Source organism: Denitromonas ohlonensis (genome assembly GCF_007625205.1).
In the GTDB taxonomy this organism is placed as follows: domain Bacteria; phylum Pseudomonadota; class Gammaproteobacteria; order Burkholderiales; family Rhodocyclaceae; genus Nitrogeniibacter; species Nitrogeniibacter ohlonensis.
The window spans coordinates 16,888-37,665 of sequence record NZ_VMNI01000015.1 but is presented as its reverse complement, the minus strand read 5'-3'; the positions used below and the strand labels follow the sequence as shown (position 1 = coordinate 37,665).

Genomic DNA, 20,778 nt, shown 5'->3' with positions numbered 1-20,778 from the left:
CATACGGGTATTGTCGACAGTTGAACGCCATCCTGTCACGGACGCGCGCATCGCGTCTTGAACGATTTTGGCAGCGACGGCCGCTTTTTTTGACTCAAGGGAGCGCTTATGCCGACCACCGAATTTGTCATCGCCGGCCTCAAGACCGACGACGACCTGCGCAATGTGATGAACGCCATCCAGGATTTGCCCTGCATCGAACACTCGGCGGTGTCGCTCGACTCCGGCGTGGCCACCATCGAGCACACCGCGATGCTCGATGAAGGCGATATTCGCGCGGCGGTGGAGGCTGCCGGTTACCCGGTGGTGGATTGAGCGGCGCGGCGAGCGACAAGCGCCAGCGCGGACCAGAAGCTCAGTCGCAGGGCCAGCGCACCGACGGTGCGCATTTCGTAGGCGCCGCCGCTGAGCACATGCAGGCCGAACAGCGCGGCGATGATCGCCGTGAGAAGCGCCAGCAGTGCCGCGCCGCGCACCGCCCAGCGGCGGCGGCGCCATAGCTCGAGGCCGACGGCGACATAGGCGAAGCCGGCCAGAAAATTGAACCACAGCACGAAGTCGACCACCTGGCCGGCCGCCGCGCGTGCCTCGGTGCCGCCAAACAGCACGCGTCCGCCGCTGAGCACCGTGAGCGCGCCGAAGGCGATGGCGAGTACGGCGAGGACGGCAAGCAGGCGGCGGTGGCGCATATCGGTCTCGGTCAGGCGTGTGCTGGCGCGAGGTCGATGGCGCGCCCTTCGCCGGCTTCTTCGTGGGTCTTGCCGTCGCGGATGTGGTAAATGCGACGGAAGGTGGGAATGATCTTTTCGTCGTGGGTGACGACGATGATGGCGGTGCGGTATTGCGCGGCCATCTGGTTGAGGATGCGCATCACGGCCAGCGCGCGTTCGGAGTCGAGCGGCGCGGTCGGCTCGTCGGCGAGGATCACCGGCGGCTGGTTGGCCAGCGCGCGGGCAATGGCCACGCGCTGCTGTTCGCCGCCCGACAGTTCGGAGGGCTGGGCCTCGGCGCGATGGGCGACGTCCAGCGCGGCGAGCAGTTCGCGTGCGCGGGCGCGGGCCACGGCGTTCTTCTGGCCGGCGAGCATGGGCAGCAGGGCGACGTTGTCGGTCACGTTCAGGAAGGGGATGAGGTAGGGCGCCTGGAAGACGAAGCCGATGCGGTCGCGGCGCAGGGCGCGCAAGTCGGGCAGCGTCCAGCCGTTGTCGTAGATGGTCTGCTCGCCCAGGATCATGCGCCCGGCGGTCGGCTCGATGACCGCGCCCAGACACTTGAGCAGGGTGCTCTTGCCCGAGCCCGAGGGGCCGATCAGGCCGACGACCTCGCCGGGCGCGACCTGCATGTTCACGTCCTTGAGCGCGTCGACGGCGGTGTCGCCCTCGCCGTAGCGCTTGCGCAGGCCTTCGATGCGGATGCCGTGGGTGGGATGCGTCATGTCAGCCTCCGATGGCCGCGGCCGGGTCGACCTTGAGCGCGGCGCGGATCGCCATCAGGCTGGCCAGCGCACAGATCGCCATCACCACGACAAAGCCGCGCAGGGCATCGCCGGGCAGCAGCAGCACGTATTTGGGGAAGATCGGCGCCCACAGCGTGGCGGCGGTCTTGCCGACCATGAAGCCGATCAGGCCGAGACCGAGCGCCTGCTGCAGGATCATGCCGGCGATGGTGCGGTTGCGCGTGCCGATGAGCTTGAGCACGGCGATCTCGCGGATCTTGCCGAGCGTCATGGTGTAGATGATGAAGGCTACGATGGCCGCGCTGACCACCGCCAGGATGACCAGGAACATGCCGATCTGGCGCGCCGAGGTGGCGATCAGCTTGGCCACCAGGATCTCCTCCATCTGCGCGCGGGTGAACACCGTCAGGTGCTTCCAGCGGCGGATCGGTTCGGCCACGGCCTCGGCGTCCAGGCCGGGGGCGATCTGCACCAGCACCGCGTTTACATTGTGATTACTGCTCTGCGAATCGGTGATGGCGTCGAGCAGACCGGGGATACCGGGGCGGTTGAACGCCGGGTTGGCCGCGCTGCGGGCGCGTTCGTTGACGATGGCGTCGTTGTCTTTGAGAAACTGCGCTTCCTGCGCGTCCTTGAGCGGGATGAACACCATCGGATCACCGCCGGAGGACACCGTGCGCCGGGTCAGCCCGACCACCGTGTAGTCATGACGGCGGATGCGGAGGGTGTCGCCAACGGCAAAACCGGTCTTCACGTCGGCCACCGCCTCGTAATGGCTGCGGGTGATCCGCCGGCCGGCCACCAGCGCGCCCGGCGCGCCCGGCAAGCCGGGCTCGAAGCCGACCACCATGGCCCGCACATCCAGTGCGCCGCGCGCCACCTGCATGGTGAAGTAGGTGACGTTGGCCGCCCGCGCCACGCCCGGCATGCCGCGCACGCTGTGCACCACGTCGTCGCGCAGGCTGGACGATTCGGCGTAGGGGCCCTGGGTGTCTTTTTGCACCACCCACAGGTCGGCGCCGCTGTTGTCGAGCAGGGCGCCGGCGTCGTCGACCATGCCGCGGTAGATGCCGGCCATCGACAGGGTGACGCCGATCAACAGGCCCAGCCCCATGCCGGTCAGCACGAAGCGCGACCAGGCATGCAGGATGTCGCGGCCGGCCAGGCTGATCATTGGCGCACCGCGTTCAGGCTGTCGACGATGGTGATGGCGGCGTCCGGTGTCAGCTTGCCTTCGCTGTGTACCACCACTCGGTCGCCAGCGGCCAAGCCATCGAGGATCTGCACCTGTCCGTCCGGCCCGATGGCCCCGGTGCGCACGGCGGTGAAGCGCAGGGCGTCGCCGTCGAGCTGCCACACGCCGGTCTGGCCGTCGCGCTGCTGGAGGGCGGCGTTGGGCAGCACCGGGCCGTTGGCGGCGGCCGGCAGTTGCACGGTCACCTCGGCCATTTCGCCGATCGAGGTGCCCGCCGGCACCGTCGCAAAAGTGACCTGGGCGAGCCGCTCTTCGGTGATCGCGTCGCTGATCAACTCCACCCGCTCGACCTGGCCGGCGAGCGCCTCGGTCGGGCGCGAGCGCAGCACGATCTGCGCCGGCAAGCCGGCGGTCAGCCCCTGCGAGCGGCCCTGGTCGATGCGGGTGCGCACCCACAGGCTGGCCGGGTCGATCAGGCGCAGCGCGGCCTGGCCGGCAACCAGCGTGGTGCCGGGTTCGGCGTCGCGGGCGGTGACCACGCCGTCGACCGGCGCGACCAGCGTGAGGGTGTTGCGTTGTTCCACCAGCGCCTGGCGCTCGGCTTGCAGACGGGCCAGATCGCCGCGTGCGCTGTCGGCGGCGGCCGCGGCGGCATCGACCGCGGCGCGGGCCGAGGTGTGTTCCTGAGTGCGCGCTTCGACCGCGCTGGCGCTGACAAACTGTTGCTGGCCGAGCGAGACATAGCGGCGCGCGTTAATGGCGGCCACTTCGGCGCGGGCGCGCATATCGCGTTGCTGCGCCTGGGCGGCGGCCAGCGTGCTGCGGGCGCGATCGGCCGAGGCGTCGAGCGCGGCGATACGGGCGTCGAGGTCGACCGGGTCGAGCCGCGCCAGCACCTGACCGGCGCGCACCGTGTCACCGACTTCGACCGCAACCAGCATCAGCCGACCCGGGGCGGTCGGGCCGACGGCATAGGCGCGACGGGCGTCGACCGTGCCGATGCCGAACAGCTCGGGCGCGACCTGGCCCTCGACCACAGTGGCGACGGTGACCCGGACCGGCGCCAGCGGCCCCGAGCGGGCGACCACGTAGGCGAAGCCGGCGAGTAGCACGAGCGCCAGCGGCAGCCAGGCCCAGCGGCGGAAGGCGTCGATTTTCATGAGGCGAGCTCCACAAGGATGGCGGATCGGTAGATCGCGAAGACGGCCTCGGCCGCATCACGCATGCCGGTGGTGTTGCCGCGCAGCATGGCCTGCATCACCAGCCCCTGCAGGCTGCCGATGAACAGGGTGGCCGCGGCGTCGAGATCGAGCCGGGGGCGCAGCGCGCCCAGCGACGCGGCGTGCTGGAGCCGTGCCTGCAGCAGTTGGCGATAGCGGCCGAGCATGTCGCTGACGCGGTGTTTGAGCGGCGAGTCTTCGGGCTGCTGCAACTCGTTGAAGATGAAGCGTGGCACCCCCGGGTGGGCGACGACAAAGTCGGTATGGGCCATGAACACCGCCCGCAGCGCGGCCACCGGGTGGTCGTGGTCGTTGGCGGCCGCGTGCAGCCGGGTCATCAGTTGCGCGTCGACCCAGTCAATGACGGCCAGCCATAGCGCCGCCTTGGTCGGAAAATGCTTGAACAGGGCGCCATGCGTCAGGCCGATCGCCGAGGCGATGCCCTGGGTGGTGATGGTGCCCGGCCCCTGGCTGGCCGAGAGGGCGAGCACGGCGGCGATGATCTCGGCCTGGCGGGCCTGAGTGGGCTGGCGGTCGGTGGCGGTGTGAGGCATGGCGTTATCGCAGTAAGTAAGTAGTTGCTTACTAGTTTAGCCGGAATATAAGAAAAGTCTAATTTTTTTGATGCCGTGGTGTGCAGCCGATGCCGGCGCGAAGGCCTGCCTCGCCACCCCGAAGCGCTCGTCGCTGTCGTTATAATCGGCGGCACGTTCTCTTCATGCTGGATGTCCTGTGTCCGATCGCCTCGCCGTCATTCCTCAATATCTGCTGCCCAAGCGCGCGCTGACCGTGCTCGCCGGCAAGCTCGCCGGCCTGCACGGCGGCAAGCTCACCACCGGCGTGATCCGCTGGTTCATCCGGCGCTACGGGGTGAACATGGCCGAGGCGGCAAACCCGGACCCGGCGGCCTACCCGACGTTCAACGAGTTCTTTACCCGCGCGCTGCGCGACGACGCGCGCACGCTGGTCGAGGCCGATTTTGTCTGCCCGGTGGACGGGGCGATCAGCCAGTTCGGCCCGATTCGCGGCGATCAGGTGTTTCAGGCCAAGGGCCACAGCTACAGCTGCAGCGCGCTGCTCGGCGGCGACAAGCAACTGGCCGCCAGGTTTGACGATGGTCAGTTCGCCACGCTGTACCTGAGCCCGCGCGACTACCATCGCATCCACATGCCCTGCGACGGCCGGCTGACCGAGATGATCTATGTGCCCGGCGCGCTGTTTTCGGTGAATCCGACCACTGCGCGCGGCGTGCCCGGATTGTTTGCGCGCAACGAACGGGTGGTCTGCGTGTTCGAGTCCGCGGCCGGCCCGTTTGTGATGGTGCTGGTCGGCGCCACCATTGTGGGCAGCATGGCGACGGTGTGGCATGGCGTGGTCAATCCGCCGCGCCGACCCGACATCACCAAATGGCGTTACGACGACCAGGACATCGTGCTGGCGCAGGGCGAAGAGATGGGCCGCTTCCTGCTCGGCTCCACGGTGGTGATGCTCTTCCCCAAGCCGATGATGGCCTTCAACCCGGCTTGGGCGCCCGAAGCCGCCGTGCGACTTGGCGAGCGCATGGGGCGGGCGCTGCCGCCGCCGGTTGTCGAAGCCGAGACCGTGCTGGCGCTGTATGACTGAGACGATTCCGATTCGCTATGTCGAGCCGGTGTTCCGGCCGCCCAGCGAGGCGCAGTCGCTGATCCTGCCGGTGACCGACGGCTGCTCGTGGAATCAATGCACGTTTTGCGAGATGTACACCGCGCCGCAAAAGGCATTTCGCGCGCGTGGCGAAGATGAGGTGATCGACAGCATTCGCCGGGTTGCGGCGATGTATGGCGATCAGGTGCGGCGGGTGTTTCTGGCCGATGGCGATGCCTTGGTGCTGCCGACCCGGCGACTGCTGGCCATCCTTGAGGCGATCCGCACCTATTTGCCGGCGGTGCGGCGCATCTCCAGCTATTGCCTGCCGCGCAATCTGCGCAAGAAGTCGGTGGCCGACATGCAGGCGCTGGCCGCGGCCGGCTTGCGCATGGTCTATGTCGGCGCTGAGTCGGGCGACGATACGGTGCTGGCGCGGGTGAACAAGGGCGAGACTTTCGACACCACCCGCGAGGCGCTGGACAAGCTCGGCGAGGCCGGCATTACCCGCTCGGTGATGATCCTCAATGGCCTCGGCGGACCGGTGTTCAGCGCCCAGCATGCCGAAGCCTCGGCGCGGCTGGCCAATGTCACGCAGCCCGAATACCTGGCGACGCTGGTGGTGAGCTTTCCGACCGGCGAGGCGCGGTTTCGGGCGGGCTTTCCTGAGTGGGAGCCGCTCGACTTGCGCGGCCTGCTGCAGGAAATGGAAGCGTTGCTGTCGCAGCTGGACCTGAAGCGGACGGTGTTCCGCTCAGACCACGCGTCCAACTGGCTGGTGCTCAAGGGCACGCTGGGGGCTGACAAGGCGCGCTTGCTGGCGCAGGTGCGAGGCGCGCTTGAGGCGCCGGAGCAGGCCGGATTGCGGCCGGCCTGGGCGCGGGGTTTGTAGGCGGCTTCAGCTCTTGGTGTCGGTGGCTTCGGTATCTGCGGCCGCTTCGGCCGGGGTGTCGTCGCTGTCCTCGGCGGGAGCTTCCGCAGCCTCTGCCGGTGCTTCGTAAGGTCGCACCGGCGGTGCGGTGCCGTCGAGCAATTCCTGCACGCGTTCAGCCAGCACGGCCGGCTTGAAGGGTTTGAGCAAATAGCCCTGAATGCCGGCCTGCAGCAGCTTGGCAATGACTTTGCGATCACCTTCGACGGTCAGCATGATGATCGGCGTGCTGTCGCCGCGTTCGCGAAGGGTTTTCACGAAGGCTTCGCCGCTCATGCCCGGCATATTCAGGTCGCAGATGATGACGTCGGCCGGCATGGATTCGAGCATGGCCAGGGCCTGCTCGGCACCCGAGGCCTCGCCGACGCGCACATCGAGGTGCTTGAGCGCGCCTTTGACGAAGCCACGAATGACGGACACGTCGTCGATGACAAGAATGCGTTTTGCGGGCATGGTGCGATCAGGGCTTCAAGAGATGAGGACGGCAGGGTCAACGGATGGCGTGCGTTTGATCTTAAGGGTTTTACCTATATATTTTTGCCTAGAGGCGACGGGATGACGACACATCAGCGTACGCTCCGTATCGCGACGCGAGGCCGCGGTACGCAGGAGATTACCGACGCGGTGAATGCGGTGCTGCGCGACAGCGGTGTCACGACCGGCCTCTGCCATGTCTTCGTGCAGCACACCAGCTGTTCGCTGACGATCACCGAAAACGCCGATCCCGACGTGCGGCGCGATTTGGAAACGGTGATGTCGCGACTCGCACCCGATGGCGATCCGGCCTATCGGCACGATCTCGAAGGCCCAGACGACATGGCGGCCCATGTGCGCGCGGTGCTGACCGATACCAGTTTGACGGTGCCCGTGGGCGACGCTCGCCTGCGACTGGGGACTTGGCAGGGCATCTATCTGTGGGAGCACCGCATGCAGGGCGCGACGCGCTCGGTGGTCGTTACGGTGATGGGCTGAGCGCGATCACGCCAAGCATGCTGCGCAGGCGCGGCTGATTGACGATCAGGTCGGCCAGGGTGACCTCATCCAGCGCGGCCAGAAAGGCCTGCAGCGCGGTATTCAGCGCGCCCTTCAGTCGGCAGCCGGAGCTCAGCAGGCAGCTCGATTCGGCGCGAAAGCAGTCGACCAGGTCGAAGCCGGGCTCCATCTGACGCACCACTTCGCCCACGCCGATCGCCTCCGGCGCCCGGTTCAGACGCAAGCCGCCGCCCTTGCCGCGCGCGCCCTCGACAAAGCCCAGCGTGACCAGTTGATTGACGATCTTCATCACATGGCTGCGCGAGATGTCAAAGGTTTCCGCCACTTCCTTGATGGTCACGCGCCGCTCGGGGCAGGCGCCCAGGGTGATCAGGACGCGCAAGGCATAGTCGGTGTGCTGGGTGATCTGCATGGGGTGTCCGGCGTCGATGGCACAAAGATTAAAGATACATTCAAGTTGACTCTTTAAAAGATACACTTAAAATACATCTTCGTGAAGTCGTTTCATTGACCCCGAGGATTTTTCCATGCGCCGCGACCCCCGTCTTGTCCCCTTGTCCCGTGAACACCATGCCGCCCTGCGGCTGGCCCGCGCGCTGATCAGCGGCACCGGCGTCGCGATGCTGTCGCACATGCGGCCGGAGTTGCAGGCGCACTTCGATGAAGAAGAGCGCGACTTGCTGCCGGTGCTGCGCGCCGCCGGCGAACATGCGCTGGTGCGCCGACTGCTGTCTGAACATGAACAGCTCCAGCGCTTTTTCGACGAGGCCGAAGCCGGCAGGCGTTGCGCCGAGGCGGGCGAAGCCTTGATTGCCCATGTGCGCTTCGAAGAGCGGGAGATGTTCCCCGCGGTCGAGCGTCATCTGGCCCCGGTCGCCGCCTGAGTGGCTGGCCCGGCCACAAAAAATGCAAACCCCGAGGCACCTCAAGGTGCCCACCCCCAGCCCCAAGCCCACCCCGGCGCGTCGTACGCTGGCGCCCGGACCTTTTCCTGCCGGGTGCCCGCGCGCCCGTTGATTTTTTGATTCACGAGATTCCCGATGGCCATTATTCGACTCGAAGAACCCCGCCCCCGCCTGCCGGCCAGCCGTGCTGGCTGGTCGCCCTTCATGGCGATGGCGTTTCGCCCTTTTTACCTGTGTGCGGCGCTGTTCGGGGTGGTCGCCATTCTGGCCTGGGTGGCCGGCTTCAATGGCACCGAGGCCTTGCCGGGCATGCTGTGGCATGGCCACGAAATGATCTGGGGTTACGCGGGCGCGGTGATCGTCGGATTTTTGCTGACTGCCGTCGGTTCGTGGACCGGCCAGCCGGCCTTCTCCGGCACGCCTTTGGCGGGCCTCGCCGCGCTGTGGCTGGGCGCGCGCATTGCGGCCTCGACCGAAACCGGCGCGCCTTTGATCACCGGCCTGCTGTCGGTCAGCTTCTTCGTCTGTGCCGCCGCCGCGGTGGCGCTGCCGGTGTGGCGGGCGCGCAGCAAGCGTAATGCCGGCGTGCCCTTTTTGCTGCTGGCCTTTGCGCTGGCGAATGGCTTGTATCTGCTGACCGTTGCCGGCGTGCTCGACATGGACGCCCGGCGTCTGTTGTTCACCGGCCTGTTGCTGGTGGCCGGTTTCATCACGCTGATCGGCTTGCGGGTGATCCCCTTCTTTACCCACCGCGCGCTCAAGCGCCCGCAGGTCAGCCATCCGCGCTGGGCGGGCTTTGTCGGTTTGCTGTCGCCGGTGATCCTGGCGGTGTTGATTGCCGCCGATGCGCCGTCGGTGCTGGCGCTCATCGTCGGTGCGGCCGGCATGGTGTTCAATCTGGTGCTGCTGATGCGCAACGCGCATGGCTCGATGCGCCAGCATCCGCTGCTGTGGGTGTTGTATCTGGGCTACTCGCTGACGGCGGTCGGCATCGGCATGGTGGGACTGGCCTTGTCGGTGGCGCCGGCGCTGATGTCGGCGGCGGTGCATTGCATCGCCATCGGCGGCATTGGCGTGCTGACCCTCGGCATGATGACGCGCACCGCGCTCGGCCACACCGGTCGCAACCTGGTCTTGCCGCCGCTGATGGTGCCGGCCTACGCCTTGATGCTGTTGGCGACGGTGCTGCGCCTGGGAGCGGCCTTCATCCCCGCCGCGTACCAACCGCTGATCCATGCGGCCGGGGCCAGCTTTGCCGCCGCGCTGCTGCTCTTTCTGTGGCGTTACGGCAAGTGGCTGGTGAGCACCCGCATCGACGGCATGCCGGGTTAACCCGGTAGCCTTTTCCCCGAGTGGCGCAGTATTGTTGCGCCATATTCAAGCGGCCCGGCGACGGCCGCGATCTGAGGGGGGAGAGGGCATGCAGGAACGGGGCAACACCGCACGAATGATCGAAGAGCTGCGCCGGCGTCGGCGTGGCAAGGTGGTGAGCGCGGCCGAGGCGGTGCAACTGGTGCGCAGTGGCGACACCGTGGCCACCGGCGGCTTTGTCGGCATCGGTTTTGCCGAAGGCATTGCCGTGGCGCTGGAGGCGCGGTTTCTGGCCGAGGCGCAGGAGAGTGCCGACGGCGTGGGCTACCCGCGCGACCTCACGCTGGTGTATGCCGCCGGCCAGGGCGACGGCAAGGGGCGCGGCCTTAATCACTTTGGTCATCGCGGGCTGGTCAAGCGCGTGGTGGGCGGGCACTGGGGGCTGGTGCCGCAACTGCAGGCGCTGGCCACGAGTGACCAGATCGAAGCCTACAATCTGCCGCAAGGCGTGATCTCCCATCTGTTTCGCGATATCGCCGCCGGCAAGCCCGGCACGCTGACCCGCGTCGGCCTCGGTACCTTTGTCGATCCGCGTTTTGGCGGCGGCAAGATCAACGCCGTGACGCAGGAAGAGCTGGTGCGTCTGATGCCTATCGACGGCGAGGACTACCTGTTCTACAAGGGCTTCCCGATTCACGTCGGCATTATCCGCGGCACCACGGCCGACCTCGATGGCAACGTGACCATGGAGAAGGAAGCCCTGACGCTGGAGGCGCAGGCCATTGCCATGGCGGCGCATAACAGCGGCGGCATTGTCATTGTGCAGGTCGAGCGGGTGGCTGATCGCGGCACGCTCAACCCGCGCCAGGTGAAGATCCCCGGCGTGCTGGTCGATTGCGTGGTGGTGGCCGAAAAGCCCGAGCACCACGAGCAGACTTTCGGCACGCCCTACAGCGCGGCCTACGCCGGCGAGATTCGTGTGCCGGCCACCAGCGTGGCCTCGCTGCCGATGTCGGAGCGCAAGATCATCGCGCGCCGCGCGGCCATGGAGTTGCGGCCGAATGTGGTGGTGAATCTGGGCATCGGCATGCCTGAAGGCGTGGCGGCCGTGGCGGCGGAGGAGTCGATCATCGATCTGCTCACGCTCACTGCCGAGCCCGGCGTGATCGGCGGCATTCCGGCCGGCGGCATGGACTTTGGCGCGGCGGTGAATACCGAGGCGATCATCGATCAGCCCAGCCAGTTCGATTTCTACGACGGCGGCGGGCTGGACCTCGCTTTTCTCGGCCTGGCCCAGGCCGACCGGCAGGGCAACCTCAACGTGAGCAAGTTCGGCAGCCGCATCGCCGGTGCTGGCGGCTTCATCAACATCAGCCAGAACGCCAAGCAGGTGGTTTTTGTCGGCACCTTCACGGCGGGCGGGCTGGAGATCGCGGTCGAGGACGGCCAGCTGCGCATCGTGCGCGAGGGCAAGTCGCCGAAATTCATTGAGCAGGTCGAGCACCGCACCTTCAGCGGCGATGTGGCCAATCAGCGCCGCCAGCCGGTGCTCTACATCACCGAGCGCTGCGTGTTCCGCCTGACCGAGCGCGGTCTAGCGCTGATCGAGATCGCGCCGGGCATCGACATCGAGCGCGACATTCTCGCCCACATGGGCTTTGCGCCGCTCATCGAAGGCGCGCCGCGGCTGATGGACGCGCGCATCTTTGAGGAAGGCCATATCGGCCTGCGCGCGATGCTGCTCGACCGGCCGATCGAGGCGCGGCTGCATTACGACGCCGATCAGGATCTGTTCTTTGTCGACCTCGAGCGCTACACCGTGCGTGATCGCGCGCAGATCGAGCAGATCCGCCAGCGCGTGGCCGAAGAACTGGCGCCGCTGGGCCGGCGGGTGCGGGCGGTGGTCAATTACGACCACTTCGAGATCGACCCCGACTTGCTCGAAGACTACGCCAGCATGGTGCAGTCGCTGGTCGACACCTACTACACCACCGTGGTGCGCTACGCCTCCAGCGGGTTTGCGCGGGTCAAGCTGGGCGAGGTGCTGGGCGAAGACGGCCGGCTGTTCTCGACCTTGCAGGAGGCTCGGGCGGCACTGCGCGAGTAATCGCCAGGCATTCGTCGTAGGATAAGGGCGGGGTTGCTGGCGGACCCCGCCCTTGTTTGTCGACTTTCAGGAGGCCTTCATGACTGGCGTGTCCCCCGATGTGTTTGATCAGGCGTTTCGTACCGCGCGCACCTTCAACGCTTTCAGCGGCAAGGAGGTGCCCGACGCGCTGTTGCGCGAGTTGTACGAGCTGCTCAAATGGGGGCCGACCTCGATGAACTGCCAGCCCGCGCGCTATGTGTTCGTCAAGAGCGAGGCGGCCAAGGCCCGGCTGGCACCGGCGCTGGCGCAGGGCAACGTGGCCAAGACCATGGCCGCGCCGGTCACCGTCATCGTTGCCACCGATAGCCGCTTTCATGAACACCTGGCAACGCAGTTTCCGGCCAACGCCAAGGCCGGCGAATTGTTTGCCGGCAATGCGGCACTGGCCGACAGCACCGCGTTTCGTAACGGCACCTTGCAGGGCGGCTACCTGATTCTTGCCGCGCGCCTGCTCGGCCTCGACTGCGGCCCGATGAGCGGTTTCAATGCCGACACGCTCAATGCCGAGTTCTTCCCCGATGGCCGCTACACCGCGAACTTCCTGGTCAATCTTGGCTACGGCGATCCGGTGGCCAATTATCCGCGCGGCCCGCGTCTGGACTTCGACACGGTTGCGCAGATTCTCTGACGGCCTGCCATGGTGGCCGCGTCGCCTGCATATCAATCGATAAAAAAAACCGGGCATCGCCCGGTTTTTCTTGCGCAGCCTGGCCGGATTACTGCAGCCGGACCTCAACGCGACGGGCTTCGGCGGCGTTGCCATCGCCCAGGGTCTCTGCCGGCTTGCTGAGCAAGACCTTGTCGGCCGGAACGCCGGCCGCGAGCAGTGCGTTGAGCACGTTCATGGCGCGGGTCTTGGCGATTTCGGCATTGACCTCGGCGCTGCCGGAGGCGTCGTGAAAGCCCGAGACCAGCACCACCATGGTGCCGAGCTTGTCGGCAGCCATCTGGGTGAAGCTGGCCAGGTCGGCGGCGGCGACATCGCTGAGGCCGGTTTCGCCGACGGCGAAATACACTTTGACCTGAGCGTCGCCCTGCGGGGCCACGTCGGTAAAGGCCATGGCTTCGGTCGGTACGCTGTCGGCCGCGGCGCGCATCACCTCGGCGATAGGCGTCGGTGCGGCTTCGACCACGGGCACGGCGGTGGCGCGGTTGAGCGAGTACACGCCCATGCCGATCACCAGCCCGATCACCAGGGCGAGCAGTCCGAACAGAACGCCGAGTACAACGCGCAGATCATCATCTTCGTCTTGCATGGTTCTGACCTCGAATCAAAAAAACTATGAAATTGGCAAGTGGCGGCATTCTAACGTGTTGAAATCGCCGCGTCTGCCGCGCAAATGTGTCAAGCCGTGGCGATGACCTGGCCGTGTTCGCGGGTGGCATGGAAGCCGACGTCCGGCCATTTTTCCATGGTTACCTGCAGGTTGTAGCGGGTGGTGGCCAGATACACCGGGTTGCCGTCGACATCGGTGCCCAGGCGCATGGCCTGTTCGCGCTCGAACTTGCGGCGGGTGGCCTCGTCCTTGAAGGTGAGCCAGCGTGCGGTGTAGATATCGGCGGTCTCGAAAATGGCATCGACCTTGTATTCGTCCTGCAGGCGCTGCGCCACCACCTCGAACTGCAGCTGACCCACGGCGCCGAGCAGCATGTTGCCGCCGATGGCCTCGAAGACCTGGATGGCGCCTTCTTCGCCCAGCTCGATCAGGCCCTTGTGCAGTTGCTTGGTCTTGAGCGGATCCTTGAGGCGGGCGGCGCGGAACATTTCCGGCGCGAAGTAGGGGATGCCCTTGAAGTGCAGCGCCTCGCCTTCGGTCAGGGTGTCGCCGATCTGCAGCTGGCCGTGGTTGTGGATGCCGATGATGTCGCCGGCGTAGGCCTCGTCCATGTGCACCCGTTCGTTGGCCATGAAGGTCAGCGCATTGGCGATCTTGAACTCGCGGCCCATGCGTTGGTGACGGGTCTTCATGCCCGGCTCGTACTTGCCCGAGCACACGCGGAAGAAGGCGATGCGGTCGCGGTGCCGCGGGTCCATGTTGGCCTGAATCTTGAACACGAAGCCGGAGAACTTCGGCTCGGCCGGGGCGACCATGCGTGCGCCAGCGTCACGCGGCTGCGGCGGCGGGGCCCAGTCGAGCAGGGCCTGCAGAATTTCCTGCACGCCGAAGTTGTTGATACCGGAGCCGAAAAACACCGGGGTCTGCTGGCCGGCGAGGAAGCTCTCGAGATTGAAGGGGCTGCTGGCGCCTTCGATCAGCTCGACGTCGTCGCGCACCTGGCCGATCTCGCCGGGGAACAGCGTGTCGAGCTGCGGGTTGTCGAGGTTGGTGATGATCTCGGCCGCGCTCTTGCGCTCCTCGCCCGGGGTGAAGCGCAGGATGCGGTTCTCGAGCAGGTGATACACCCCGCGGAAGGCCTTGCCCATGCCCACTGGCCAGGTCACCGGGGCGCACTCGATCTTGAGCACCTCTTCGATTTCCTGCAGCAGGTCGAAGGGCTCGCGCACTTCGCGGTCGAGCTTGTTTACAAAGGTGATGATCGGCGTGTTGCGCAGGCGGCACACGTCGAGCAGCTTGATGGTCTGCGCTTCCACGCCCTTGGCCGCGTCGATCACCATCACCGCCGCGTCGACCGCGGTCAGCACCCGGTAGGTGTCTTCCGAAAAGTCTTCGTGGCCCGGGGTGTCGAGCAGGTTGATGGTGTGGCCCATGTAGTCGAACTGCATCACCGAGCTGGTCACCGAGATGCCGCGCTGCTTTTCGACCTCCATCCAGTCCGAGGTGGCGTGGCGGGCGCTCTTGCGCGCCTTGACCGTGCCGGCGAGCTGGATCGCGCCGCCGAACAGCAGCAGCTTTTCGGTCAGCGTGGTCTTGCCCGCGTCGGGGTGGGAGATGATGGCGAAGGTGCGGCGGCGCTCGGCTTGCTTGAGCAATTCGGGCGGAAAGGGCGTGGCAGTCATGAAGGTGAAGTCCGATGGGCGCGCACGGGGCGCCGTGTCGCCGAGGCAAACGCAAAGCTGGGCTTTTACCGAAAGCGGGGCGGCGGATCAAGCGGCATCGACCGATGGCACGATCCGGCCGCGCCGAGCGGCGTGAGCCCGAAGTGTCCTGCCCCGCGCGCGAGGCGTCAACGCGTGTGAGCGGAATGGGCCGCATTCTATGCGCTCGGCCTACAGTGTGCGCGGTGTTGGCCGATATACTTTGGCATGTGTCCACCGTACGTACGCTGATGCCCGATTTCCGTGAACTGTCCGCCCTGGTGCGATCCCGCGTGCCGCTGGTGTGTATCGAAACCGTCGAAGAGCCCAAGGTGCTGCGTCTGATCGACCGCCTGGCACGGGAGGAGAACCACGACCTGTATTGCTGGAGCGTGGCCGACGGCCTGAGTCAGCAGAATTTTCGCTACGGCCCGGCCAAGTCCGCCAACACCTTGTTTGCCACGGTCGGGGATGTGCCGACCACCATGGGCCACAAGGACGGTCAGCGCCGGGCGATTGCCGATACGCGCGGCCTGGAGTCGGCGCTGCACTACATCGACAAGGACGCCAGCCGCGGGCTTTACGTGCTGCTCGATCCGCATCCGTTTCTCGACGACCCGGTGGTGCTGCGCCTGATCCGCGAGGTGGTGCTCAACCATCCGGTGTCCGAGCGCACCCTGGTGCTGGTCGCGCCACGCGTGAGTTTGCCGGCCGAGCTGGCGCGCCACGCCGCGCACCTGAAGCTGCGCATTCCGGACCTCGATGGCGTCAAGCAGTTGCTGCGCGAGGAGCTGGATTTTTACCGGCAGCAGAACGACCGACCGGTGCGCGGCGAGTCGGCCATGGTGAACTCCCTGATTCATCAGGTGCTGGGCTTGCCGGAAGAGGATGTGCGCCGCCTGCTACGCAACGCCGTGCGCGACGACGGCCTGATCACCGCCGACGACCTCACCCGCGTCATCCGCCACAAACAGGAGATGCTCGGCGGCACCGCCCTGTCGGTCGAGATGACCCCGCTGGGACCCGACGACATCGGCGGCCTGAGCCAGCTCAAAAGCTGGCTGACCAAGCGGCGGCCGGTGTTTACCGGAGAGCGCAGCTCCCCCGGCCTGCCGATACCCAAGGGCATGCTGCTGCTTGGTGTGCAGGGCGCGGGCAAGAGCCTGGCCGCCAAGGTGACGGCCGGCAGCTGGCGGGTGCCGCTGCTGCGCCTCGATATCGCCAGCCTGTACGACAAATACACCGGCGAGACCGAGCGCAAGCTGCGCGAGGCGCTGGAGAGCGCTGAAGCCATGGCCCCCGCGGTGCTGTGGATCGACGAGATCGAGAAAGCCCTGGCCAGCGGCGGCGATGGCGACGGTGGCGTGTCGCGCCGCCTGCTCGGTCATCTGCTGACCTGGATGAATGAACAGCAGGCGCGCCTGTTTCTGGTCGCCACCGCCAACGATGTCACTGCCTTGCCGCCCGAGTTGCTGCGCAAGGGGCGATTCGACGAGATCTTCTTCGTCGACCTGCCCTCGCCCGCGGTCCGGCGCGACATTCTGGACATCCACCTCAAGCGGCACGGCCATGATCCGGCGCGCTTCGATGTCGACGCGCTGGTGGTGGTCACCGACGGCTTCTCGGGTGCGGAGCTTGAACAGCTGGTGGTCGCCGGCCGCTATGAATGTCTGGCCGACGGCAGTGAGCTGGAGACGGCGCATCTGGTCGCCGAGGCGGCGCGGACCCGGCCGCTGTCGGTCATCATGGCGGAGCAGATCGCTTCGCTGCGCGAATGGGCGGCGGCGCGCTGTGTGGCGGCGGACTGAGTCGGGCGATGCGTCGCACCCCCTCGCGACGGGGCACGCCGGGGCTCGTCGGGGCCAGGCATCGCCACAGGGGGCGTCCGCCGTCGTCGGGGATTGCTCAAAACCATTCCTGGTGAAGGGTAATTGCGTATGCTGTCGATGTCCCCTCAACGCCGAACGCCACTGAATGCGCGCTGATTCTGACGCCCAACCCACGCCCACCGCGCCAACACGCCCCTCGCTGGTGCGGGGCTTGATGCGTCAGTTCGCCTTGCTGATCGTCGCGTGTTTTGCGGTGTTCGGCGCCGCTTTCTATGGTCTGATCCTGAAGCCCTCGACCACCGAACTGGCACGCAGTGCGGTGCATCAGGCCACCACCACCATCGACGCGCAGATCCAGCGCGATTTTCGTCAGGTCGAGCGCATGCTAGAGACCGCCGCGGCCTGGGGCAAGGCGGGCGTCTTTGATGTCGACACCCTGGCCGAGTTCAACCGTGTGTTGCGGCCCATGCTGAAGACCGATCTGCGGTTGTCGTCGGCGCTGCTGGCCAAGGAGGACGGGCGTGAGCTGCTGTTGCTCGAGATGGCTGATGGCCAGTGGCGAAACCGGGTCACTGGCTTGCCAGGGGCGGTTGAACGACATCGGACCATGCGGTGGTCTGAGACCGGCGAGCTGGTCAGCGATGCGGTCCTGAACAGCGACTACGAGCCGCGAGGGCGGCCCTGGTTTCTTGGCGCCATGGCGACGCCGGCCGATGGCGCGCTGGCGTGGACGCCGCCCTATCAGTTCTTTACCACCCGCGAACCCGGCATGACGGTCTCGACCCGATGGACCGCGCCGGATGGTCAGCGTCGGGTGCTGGCCTTCGACGTGTTGCTGTCGGACCTGTCCCGACTGACCACGGGCATGCGGGTCGGGCGGCGCGGCGGGGTGGCGATTCTGACCGACGCCGGCGAGGTGCTGGGCTTGCCGTACTCACCACGCTTTGAGGTGGACGATGCGGTGCGGGCGGCGGTTCTCCAGCGCGTCCCGGCGCTCGACGTGGCGTATCTGAGCGACGGCGTGAAGGCGTGGGAGGCGGCGGCTCGGCCGGCCGGCAATGTCGGCTTCATGCTTGAGGGCCGGCGTTGGCGGGCCGAGTTTCTGCCGCTGCACCTCGGGAACAACGCCCTGTGGGTGGCAGCGTTTGCGCCCGAAGCCGACTTCGTGCCGGCGCGGGCGCGCGATGCGGTCATTTTCGTGGCCCTGATGCTGGGCGTCATCGGGCTCGGCCTGTTGATGGCGGTGCGGGTGGCCGAACGCGTGCGCCACCCCTTGCAGGCGCTGGTGGCGCAGAGCGAGCGGATCGGCCAGCTTGACCTGACGCCCGGTCCGCCGATTGAAGGCCACTGGCGCGAAATGGCCGCGCTGGTCGACAGCCAGGGGGCGATGCGGGTCTTGCTGGAGGATGCCACCCGGCGGCTGGCCACGGCGCGCGACGCGCTTGAAGACAAGGTGGCCGAGCGCACACGCGCGCTGGCCGGCAAACAAGCCGAATTGGCTGACCAACTGCTGTTTGTTGAAGTCCTGCTCGACACCCTCCCCAACCCGGTGTTTTACAAGGGGCCGGATGCGCGTTTTCTGGGGTGCAACCGCGCTTTCGAAGACAGTTTTGGCGTGCGCCGCGAGGCCTTGCGCGGCAAGACGATCGCCGAGCTGGACATCTTTTCGCCGGTCGAGCGGAAGGCGATTCACGCCGAGGACGAGCGCCTGATCGGGACGAGCGCTTCGCGAGCTCGCGAGCAGGTCATCGTTATGGCCGACGGTTTGCGCCACGACACCTTGTACTGGGTGCAGGGTTTCCGGCTGGCGGACGGCCAGCCCGGCGGCTTGCTCGGGGTGGTGGTCGATATCTCCGACACCAAGGCGGCCGAACGCCGCGCCCGGGACGCCGAGGCGCAATTGAGCCGGATACTCGAATCCAGCCCGATTGGCGTGGTGCTGACCAGCGAAGGCAGCGTGCCGGTGTTTGCCAACTGGCGCGCTTGCGCGCTGGCCGGGTTTTCGCGCGAAGCGTTCATGCAGACGCCGGTGCTCGAGCGCTATGTTGATCCGGCGCAGCGCCGCGCGGCGCTGGCGGCGCTCGATGCGGGCGAGGTGGTACGCGACCGCGAGGTGGCGCTGCGCCGCGCCGACGGCAGCATCTACTGGGTGCTGCTGAGCATGGAGCGCGGCGTGTTTGGTGGCCAGCCGGTGGTGCTGAGCTGGACCTACGACATCACCGAGCGCCGCGCCGCCGCGCGCCAGTTGCGCAAGCTGTCGCTGGCCGTCGAGCACAGCCCGGTGATGGTGGTCATCGCCCGGCGCACGGGCCCCTTGGAATACGTCAACCCGCACTTCACCCAAGTTACCGGCTACACGGTGGACGAAGTCGCCACGGGCCTGCCCTTGGTTCGTTGTGTCGAAGACCCGCCCTGCGACGTCGAAGCCGAGGCATGGCAGGCGGTGTCGGTGGGTGAGGAGTGGCGGGGCGAATGCCGGCTGCGCCGTCGTGACGGCACCTCAGTGTGGGTCAGCCTGGCGATGAGCGGCCTGGCCGAGCGCGATGGCCAGATCAGTCACGGCATCTGGGTGCTCGAAGACGTGTCGGCACGGCGTGCGGCGGACGCGGCCTTGCGCGAGGCCAAGCTGGCGGCCGAGGCGGCGACGCAGGCCAAGAGCCGCTTCCTGGCCAACATGAGCCACGAAATCCGCACCCCGATGAACGCCATCATCGGGCTGTCTCACCTGTGTCTGGGCGGCGACCTGCAACCCGCCCAGCGCGACTATGTGAGCAAGATCCACCAGGCCGGCACCGCGCTGCTTGGGGTGATCAACGACGTACTGGATGTGTCACGCATCGAAGCGGGGCGCCTGTCGCTGGAGCAGTCGGTGTTCCGGCTGAACGAGGTGCTGGCGCAGTTGATGGCCTTGTTCGGCGAGCAGGCGCGCGCCAAGCAGCTGGCGGTGCAGCTGTCCGTCTCGCCCAGCGTGCCCAATACGCTGGTCGGCGACGGCATGCGTCTGGGGCAGGTGTTGGTCAACCTGGTGGGCAATGCGATCAAGTTTACCGAGCGTGGCGAGGTGGCGGTCACCGTGCGCGCCGATCCGCCCCGAAACGCGCGTGTGCGCTTGCAGTTTGCGGTGCGCGATACCGGCGTGGGGCTCACGCCGAGTCAGATCGAGGGCTTGTTTCAGCCCTTTGCCCAGGCCGACGACTCCACTACCCGCAAATTCGGCGGCACCGGGCTCGGCCTGTCGATCTGTCGCCAGCTGGTGCGGCTGATGGGGGGCGACGTGGTCGTGCATAGTGAGCCAGGCCAGGGCAGTACCTTCTTGTTCGACGTGGAACTCGGCGTCGGTGGCGCCGGCGAGCTTGCGCGAACCCCCCGGGTGTCGCCCGCCCCCGCTGCGGATCTCGATGGTTTGCGTGTGCTGGTGGCCGAAGACAATCTGGTGAATCTGCTGATCGCCGAAACCCTGCTGGCCGAGCAGGGCGTGCTGGTCGACACGGCGGGCACCGGGCGTGAAGCGGTCGATCGCGTGATGCGCGCCGACGCGCCGCCCATCGACGTGGTGCTGATGGACGTGCAGATGCCGGAGATGGATGGCCTTGAAGCCACGCGTCAGATCCGTGCCGATGCGCGCTTTGCCGCGCTGCCGATCATTGCCATGACCGCGCATGCCATGGCCGATGAGCGGGCGCAGTGTCTCGCGGCCGGCATGAACGATCATCTCGCCAAGCCGGTGGATCCGCCCTTGCTGCTTGCCACGCTGGCCCGCTGGGCCGGCCGCGCGCGCGCGCCGGATGCCGCGCCGGCACCGACGCCTGAGCGCGGTTTTCCCGACATTCCGGGGCTCAACGTCGAGGCCGGCCTGTTGCGGATGATGGGCAAGCCCGCGCTGTATGCGCGCATGCTCGCTTTGTTTGAGCGCCAGCATGGCGACTGCGGCACGCAGTTGCGTTCCCGTGTGGCCGAGGGCGACCTGATCGGCGCCGCGCGGCTGATGCATACCCTGCGCGGTGCGGCGGGCAGCCTGGGCGCCGATGCCCTGGCGGATCAGGCCGCCGCGATTGAAGCCCAGGCGGCGCAAGGCCGCGCGCCCGATGCCGAAGCACTCGATGCGCTGGCGCAATCAATTGCCGCCCTGGTGACGGCGATCCGGGCGACGCCCTTGCCCGGCGCCTCGCCTCGCGTCGACGTCTGAGGG

The 20,778-nt window shown here is 67.0% G+C and carries 19 protein-coding genes; 10 read left to right on the top strand and 9 right to left on the bottom strand.

Going from position 1 to position 20,778, the window contains the following annotated elements:
- Window positions 1-108 precede the first annotated feature (108 nt).
- Entirely contained in the window at window positions 109-315 is a 207-nt protein-coding gene (locus tag FHP89_RS15020; RefSeq protein ID WP_144174283.1) for a heavy-metal-associated domain-containing protein, read from the top strand.
- On the opposite strand, the gene FHP89_RS15015 is transcribed toward FHP89_RS15020, so the two are convergent.
- From FHP89_RS15015 to FHP89_RS14995, 5 genes are read right to left on the bottom strand one after another with little or no spacing between them, the layout of a single operon-like run.
- The gene (locus FHP89_RS15015; RefSeq protein ID WP_144174281.1) at window positions 297-689 is read right to left on the bottom strand and encodes a hypothetical protein; all 393 of its coding nucleotides are present in this window, start codon (window positions 687-689) and stop codon (window positions 297-299) included. The genes FHP89_RS15020 and FHP89_RS15015 overlap by 19 nt on opposite strands.
- An 11-nt stretch (window positions 690-700) precedes the next feature.
- Window positions 701-1,435: an ABC transporter ATP-binding protein gene (locus tag FHP89_RS15010; protein WP_144174279.1), complete on the bottom strand. Its 735-nt coding sequence runs from the start codon at window positions 1,433-1,435 to the stop codon at window positions 701-703.
- Window position 1,436: 1 nt separating this feature from the next.
- Window positions 1,437-2,630 carry an ABC transporter permease gene (locus FHP89_RS15005; protein ID WP_144174276.1) on the bottom strand — a complete coding sequence of 398 codons (1,194 nt, stop codon included), beginning with the start codon at window positions 2,628-2,630 and terminating at the stop codon, window positions 1,437-1,439.
- Window positions 2,627-3,811 carry an efflux RND transporter periplasmic adaptor subunit gene (locus FHP89_RS15000; RefSeq protein WP_144174267.1) on the bottom strand — a complete coding sequence of 395 codons (1,185 nt, stop codon included), beginning with the start codon at window positions 3,809-3,811 and terminating at the stop codon, window positions 2,627-2,629. Before FHP89_RS15000 ends, FHP89_RS15005 begins: the two co-directional genes overlap by 4 nt.
- Window positions 3,808-4,425 (bottom strand): TetR/AcrR family transcriptional regulator, encoded by a 618-nt coding sequence (locus FHP89_RS14995; RefSeq protein WP_144174255.1) that lies wholly within the window; start codon window positions 4,423-4,425, stop codon window positions 3,808-3,810. Before FHP89_RS14995 ends, FHP89_RS15000 begins: the two co-directional genes overlap by 4 nt.
- Before the next feature lie 178 nt (window positions 4,426-4,603).
- Between FHP89_RS14995 and asd the strand changes: the two genes are divergently transcribed.
- Window positions 4,604-5,494, top strand: a complete 891-nt coding sequence (gene asd / locus FHP89_RS14990; protein WP_144174252.1) for an archaetidylserine decarboxylase — start codon at window positions 4,604-4,606, stop codon at window positions 5,492-5,494.
- Window positions 5,487-6,386, top strand: a complete 900-nt coding sequence (locus FHP89_RS14985) for a radical SAM protein (RefSeq protein ID WP_144174249.1) — start codon at window positions 5,487-5,489, stop codon at window positions 6,384-6,386. Before asd ends, FHP89_RS14985 begins: the two co-directional genes overlap by 8 nt.
- A 6-nt stretch (window positions 6,387-6,392) precedes the next feature.
- Here FHP89_RS14985 and FHP89_RS14980 read toward each other — a convergent pair whose 3' ends face one another.
- Window positions 6,393-6,878 (bottom strand): response regulator transcription factor, encoded by a 486-nt coding sequence (locus FHP89_RS14980; protein WP_144174247.1) that lies wholly within the window; start codon window positions 6,876-6,878, stop codon window positions 6,393-6,395.
- Between the two features lie 171 nt (window positions 6,879-7,049).
- Here FHP89_RS14980 and FHP89_RS14975 point away from each other — a divergent pair, with 171 nt between their 5' ends.
- Window positions 7,050-7,397: a secondary thiamine-phosphate synthase enzyme YjbQ gene (locus tag FHP89_RS14975; RefSeq protein WP_260851631.1), complete on the top strand. Its 348-nt coding sequence runs from the start codon at window positions 7,050-7,052 to the stop codon at window positions 7,395-7,397.
- Here the strand turns inward: FHP89_RS14975 and FHP89_RS14970 are convergent.
- Window positions 7,381-7,830, bottom strand: coding sequence for an Rrf2 family transcriptional regulator (locus FHP89_RS14970; RefSeq protein ID WP_144174242.1), 450 nt, complete (start codon window positions 7,828-7,830; stop codon window positions 7,381-7,383). The two genes, FHP89_RS14975 and FHP89_RS14970, sit on opposite strands and share 17 nt — an antisense overlap.
- A gap of 115 nt (window positions 7,831-7,945) precedes the next feature.
- Here FHP89_RS14970 and FHP89_RS14965 point away from each other — a divergent pair, with 115 nt between their 5' ends.
- From FHP89_RS14965 to FHP89_RS14950, 4 genes are all read left to right on the top strand, one after another.
- On the top strand, window positions 7,946-8,302 hold the full coding sequence (locus FHP89_RS14965) for a hemerythrin domain-containing protein (RefSeq protein WP_144174239.1): 357 nt from the start codon (window positions 7,946-7,948) through the stop codon (window positions 8,300-8,302).
- 156 nt (window positions 8,303-8,458) lie between these two features.
- Window positions 8,459-9,655, top strand: a complete 1,197-nt coding sequence (locus FHP89_RS14960) for an NnrS family protein (protein WP_144174236.1) — start codon at window positions 8,459-8,461, stop codon at window positions 9,653-9,655.
- Window positions 9,656-9,743: 88 nt separating this feature from the next.
- Window positions 9,744-11,741, top strand: a complete 1,998-nt coding sequence (locus tag FHP89_RS14955) for an acyl CoA:acetate/3-ketoacid CoA transferase (RefSeq protein WP_144174233.1) — start codon at window positions 9,744-9,746, stop codon at window positions 11,739-11,741.
- 79 nt (window positions 11,742-11,820) lie between these two features.
- Complete coding sequence (locus FHP89_RS14950) at window positions 11,821-12,411, top strand: malonic semialdehyde reductase (protein WP_144174230.1); 591 nt, start codon at window positions 11,821-11,823, stop codon at window positions 12,409-12,411.
- 88 nt (window positions 12,412-12,499) lie between these two features.
- Here FHP89_RS14950 and FHP89_RS14945 read toward each other — a convergent pair whose 3' ends face one another.
- Together FHP89_RS14945 and FHP89_RS14940 are read right to left on the bottom strand one after the other, a co-directional pair.
- Window positions 12,500-13,039, bottom strand: a complete 540-nt coding sequence (locus tag FHP89_RS14945) for an OmpA family protein (RefSeq protein WP_144174227.1) — start codon at window positions 13,037-13,039, stop codon at window positions 12,500-12,502.
- Window positions 13,040-13,128: 89 nt separating this feature from the next.
- A complete protein-coding gene (locus tag FHP89_RS14940; protein ID WP_144174223.1) occupies window positions 13,129-14,742 on the bottom strand; it encodes a peptide chain release factor 3 in 1,614 nt (537 codons plus the stop codon).
- 248 nt (window positions 14,743-14,990) lie between these two features.
- Between FHP89_RS14940 and FHP89_RS14935 the strand changes: the two genes are divergently transcribed.
- Together FHP89_RS14935 and FHP89_RS14930 are read left to right on the top strand one after the other, a co-directional pair.
- A complete protein-coding gene (locus FHP89_RS14935; RefSeq protein WP_222105408.1) occupies window positions 14,991-16,568 on the top strand; it encodes an AAA family ATPase in 1,578 nt (525 codons plus the stop codon).
- Window positions 16,569-16,734: 166 nt separating this feature from the next.
- Window positions 16,735-20,775: a PAS domain S-box protein gene (locus FHP89_RS14930; RefSeq protein WP_144174220.1), complete on the top strand. Its 4,041-nt coding sequence runs from the start codon at window positions 16,735-16,737 to the stop codon at window positions 20,773-20,775.
- The last annotated feature ends 3 nt before the right edge of the window (window positions 20,776-20,778 follow it).

What these genes read in the sequence shown, in the direction of transcription:
- FHP89_RS15020 (WP_144174283.1), top strand. Translation starts at nt 109, where the DNA reads ATGCCGACCACCGAATTTGTCATCGCCGGCCTCAAGACCGACGACGAC.
- FHP89_RS15015 (WP_144174281.1), bottom strand. Translation starts at nt 689, where the DNA reads ATGCGCCACCGCCGCCTGCTTGCCGTCCTCGCCGTACTCGCCATCGCC.
- FHP89_RS15010 (WP_144174279.1), bottom strand. Translation starts at nt 1,435, where the DNA reads ATGACGCATCCCACCCACGGCATCCGCATCGAAGGCCTGCGCAAGCGC.
- FHP89_RS15005 (WP_144174276.1), bottom strand. Translation starts at nt 2,630, where the DNA reads ATGATCAGCCTGGCCGGCCGCGACATCCTGCATGCCTGGTCGCGCTTC.
- FHP89_RS15000 (WP_144174267.1), bottom strand. Translation starts at nt 3,811, where the DNA reads ATGAAAATCGACGCCTTCCGCCGCTGGGCCTGGCTGCCGCTGGCGCTC.
- FHP89_RS14995 (WP_144174255.1), bottom strand. Translation starts at nt 4,425, where the DNA reads ATGCCTCACACCGCCACCGACCGCCAGCCCACTCAGGCCCGCCAGGCC.
- FHP89_RS14985 (WP_144174249.1), top strand. Translation starts at nt 5,487, where the DNA reads ATGACTGAGACGATTCCGATTCGCTATGTCGAGCCGGTGTTCCGGCCG.
- FHP89_RS14980 (WP_144174247.1), bottom strand. Translation starts at nt 6,878, where the DNA reads ATGCCCGCAAAACGCATTCTTGTCATCGACGACGTGTCCGTCATTCGT.
- FHP89_RS14970 (WP_144174242.1), bottom strand. Translation starts at nt 7,830, where the DNA reads ATGCAGATCACCCAGCACACCGACTATGCCTTGCGCGTCCTGATCACC.
- FHP89_RS14965 (WP_144174239.1), top strand. Translation starts at nt 7,946, where the DNA reads ATGCGCCGCGACCCCCGTCTTGTCCCCTTGTCCCGTGAACACCATGCC.
- FHP89_RS14960 (WP_144174236.1), top strand. Translation starts at nt 8,459, where the DNA reads ATGGCCATTATTCGACTCGAAGAACCCCGCCCCCGCCTGCCGGCCAGC.
- FHP89_RS14955 (WP_144174233.1), top strand. Translation starts at nt 9,744, where the DNA reads ATGCAGGAACGGGGCAACACCGCACGAATGATCGAAGAGCTGCGCCGG.
- FHP89_RS14950 (WP_144174230.1), top strand. Translation starts at nt 11,821, where the DNA reads ATGACTGGCGTGTCCCCCGATGTGTTTGATCAGGCGTTTCGTACCGCG.
- FHP89_RS14945 (WP_144174227.1), bottom strand. Translation starts at nt 13,039, where the DNA reads ATGCAAGACGAAGATGATGATCTGCGCGTTGTACTCGGCGTTCTGTTC.
- FHP89_RS14940 (WP_144174223.1), bottom strand. Translation starts at nt 14,742, where the DNA reads ATGACTGCCACGCCCTTTCCGCCCGAATTGCTCAAGCAAGCCGAGCGC.
- FHP89_RS14930 (WP_144174220.1), top strand. Translation starts at nt 16,735, where the DNA reads ATGCGCGCTGATTCTGACGCCCAACCCACGCCCACCGCGCCAACACGC.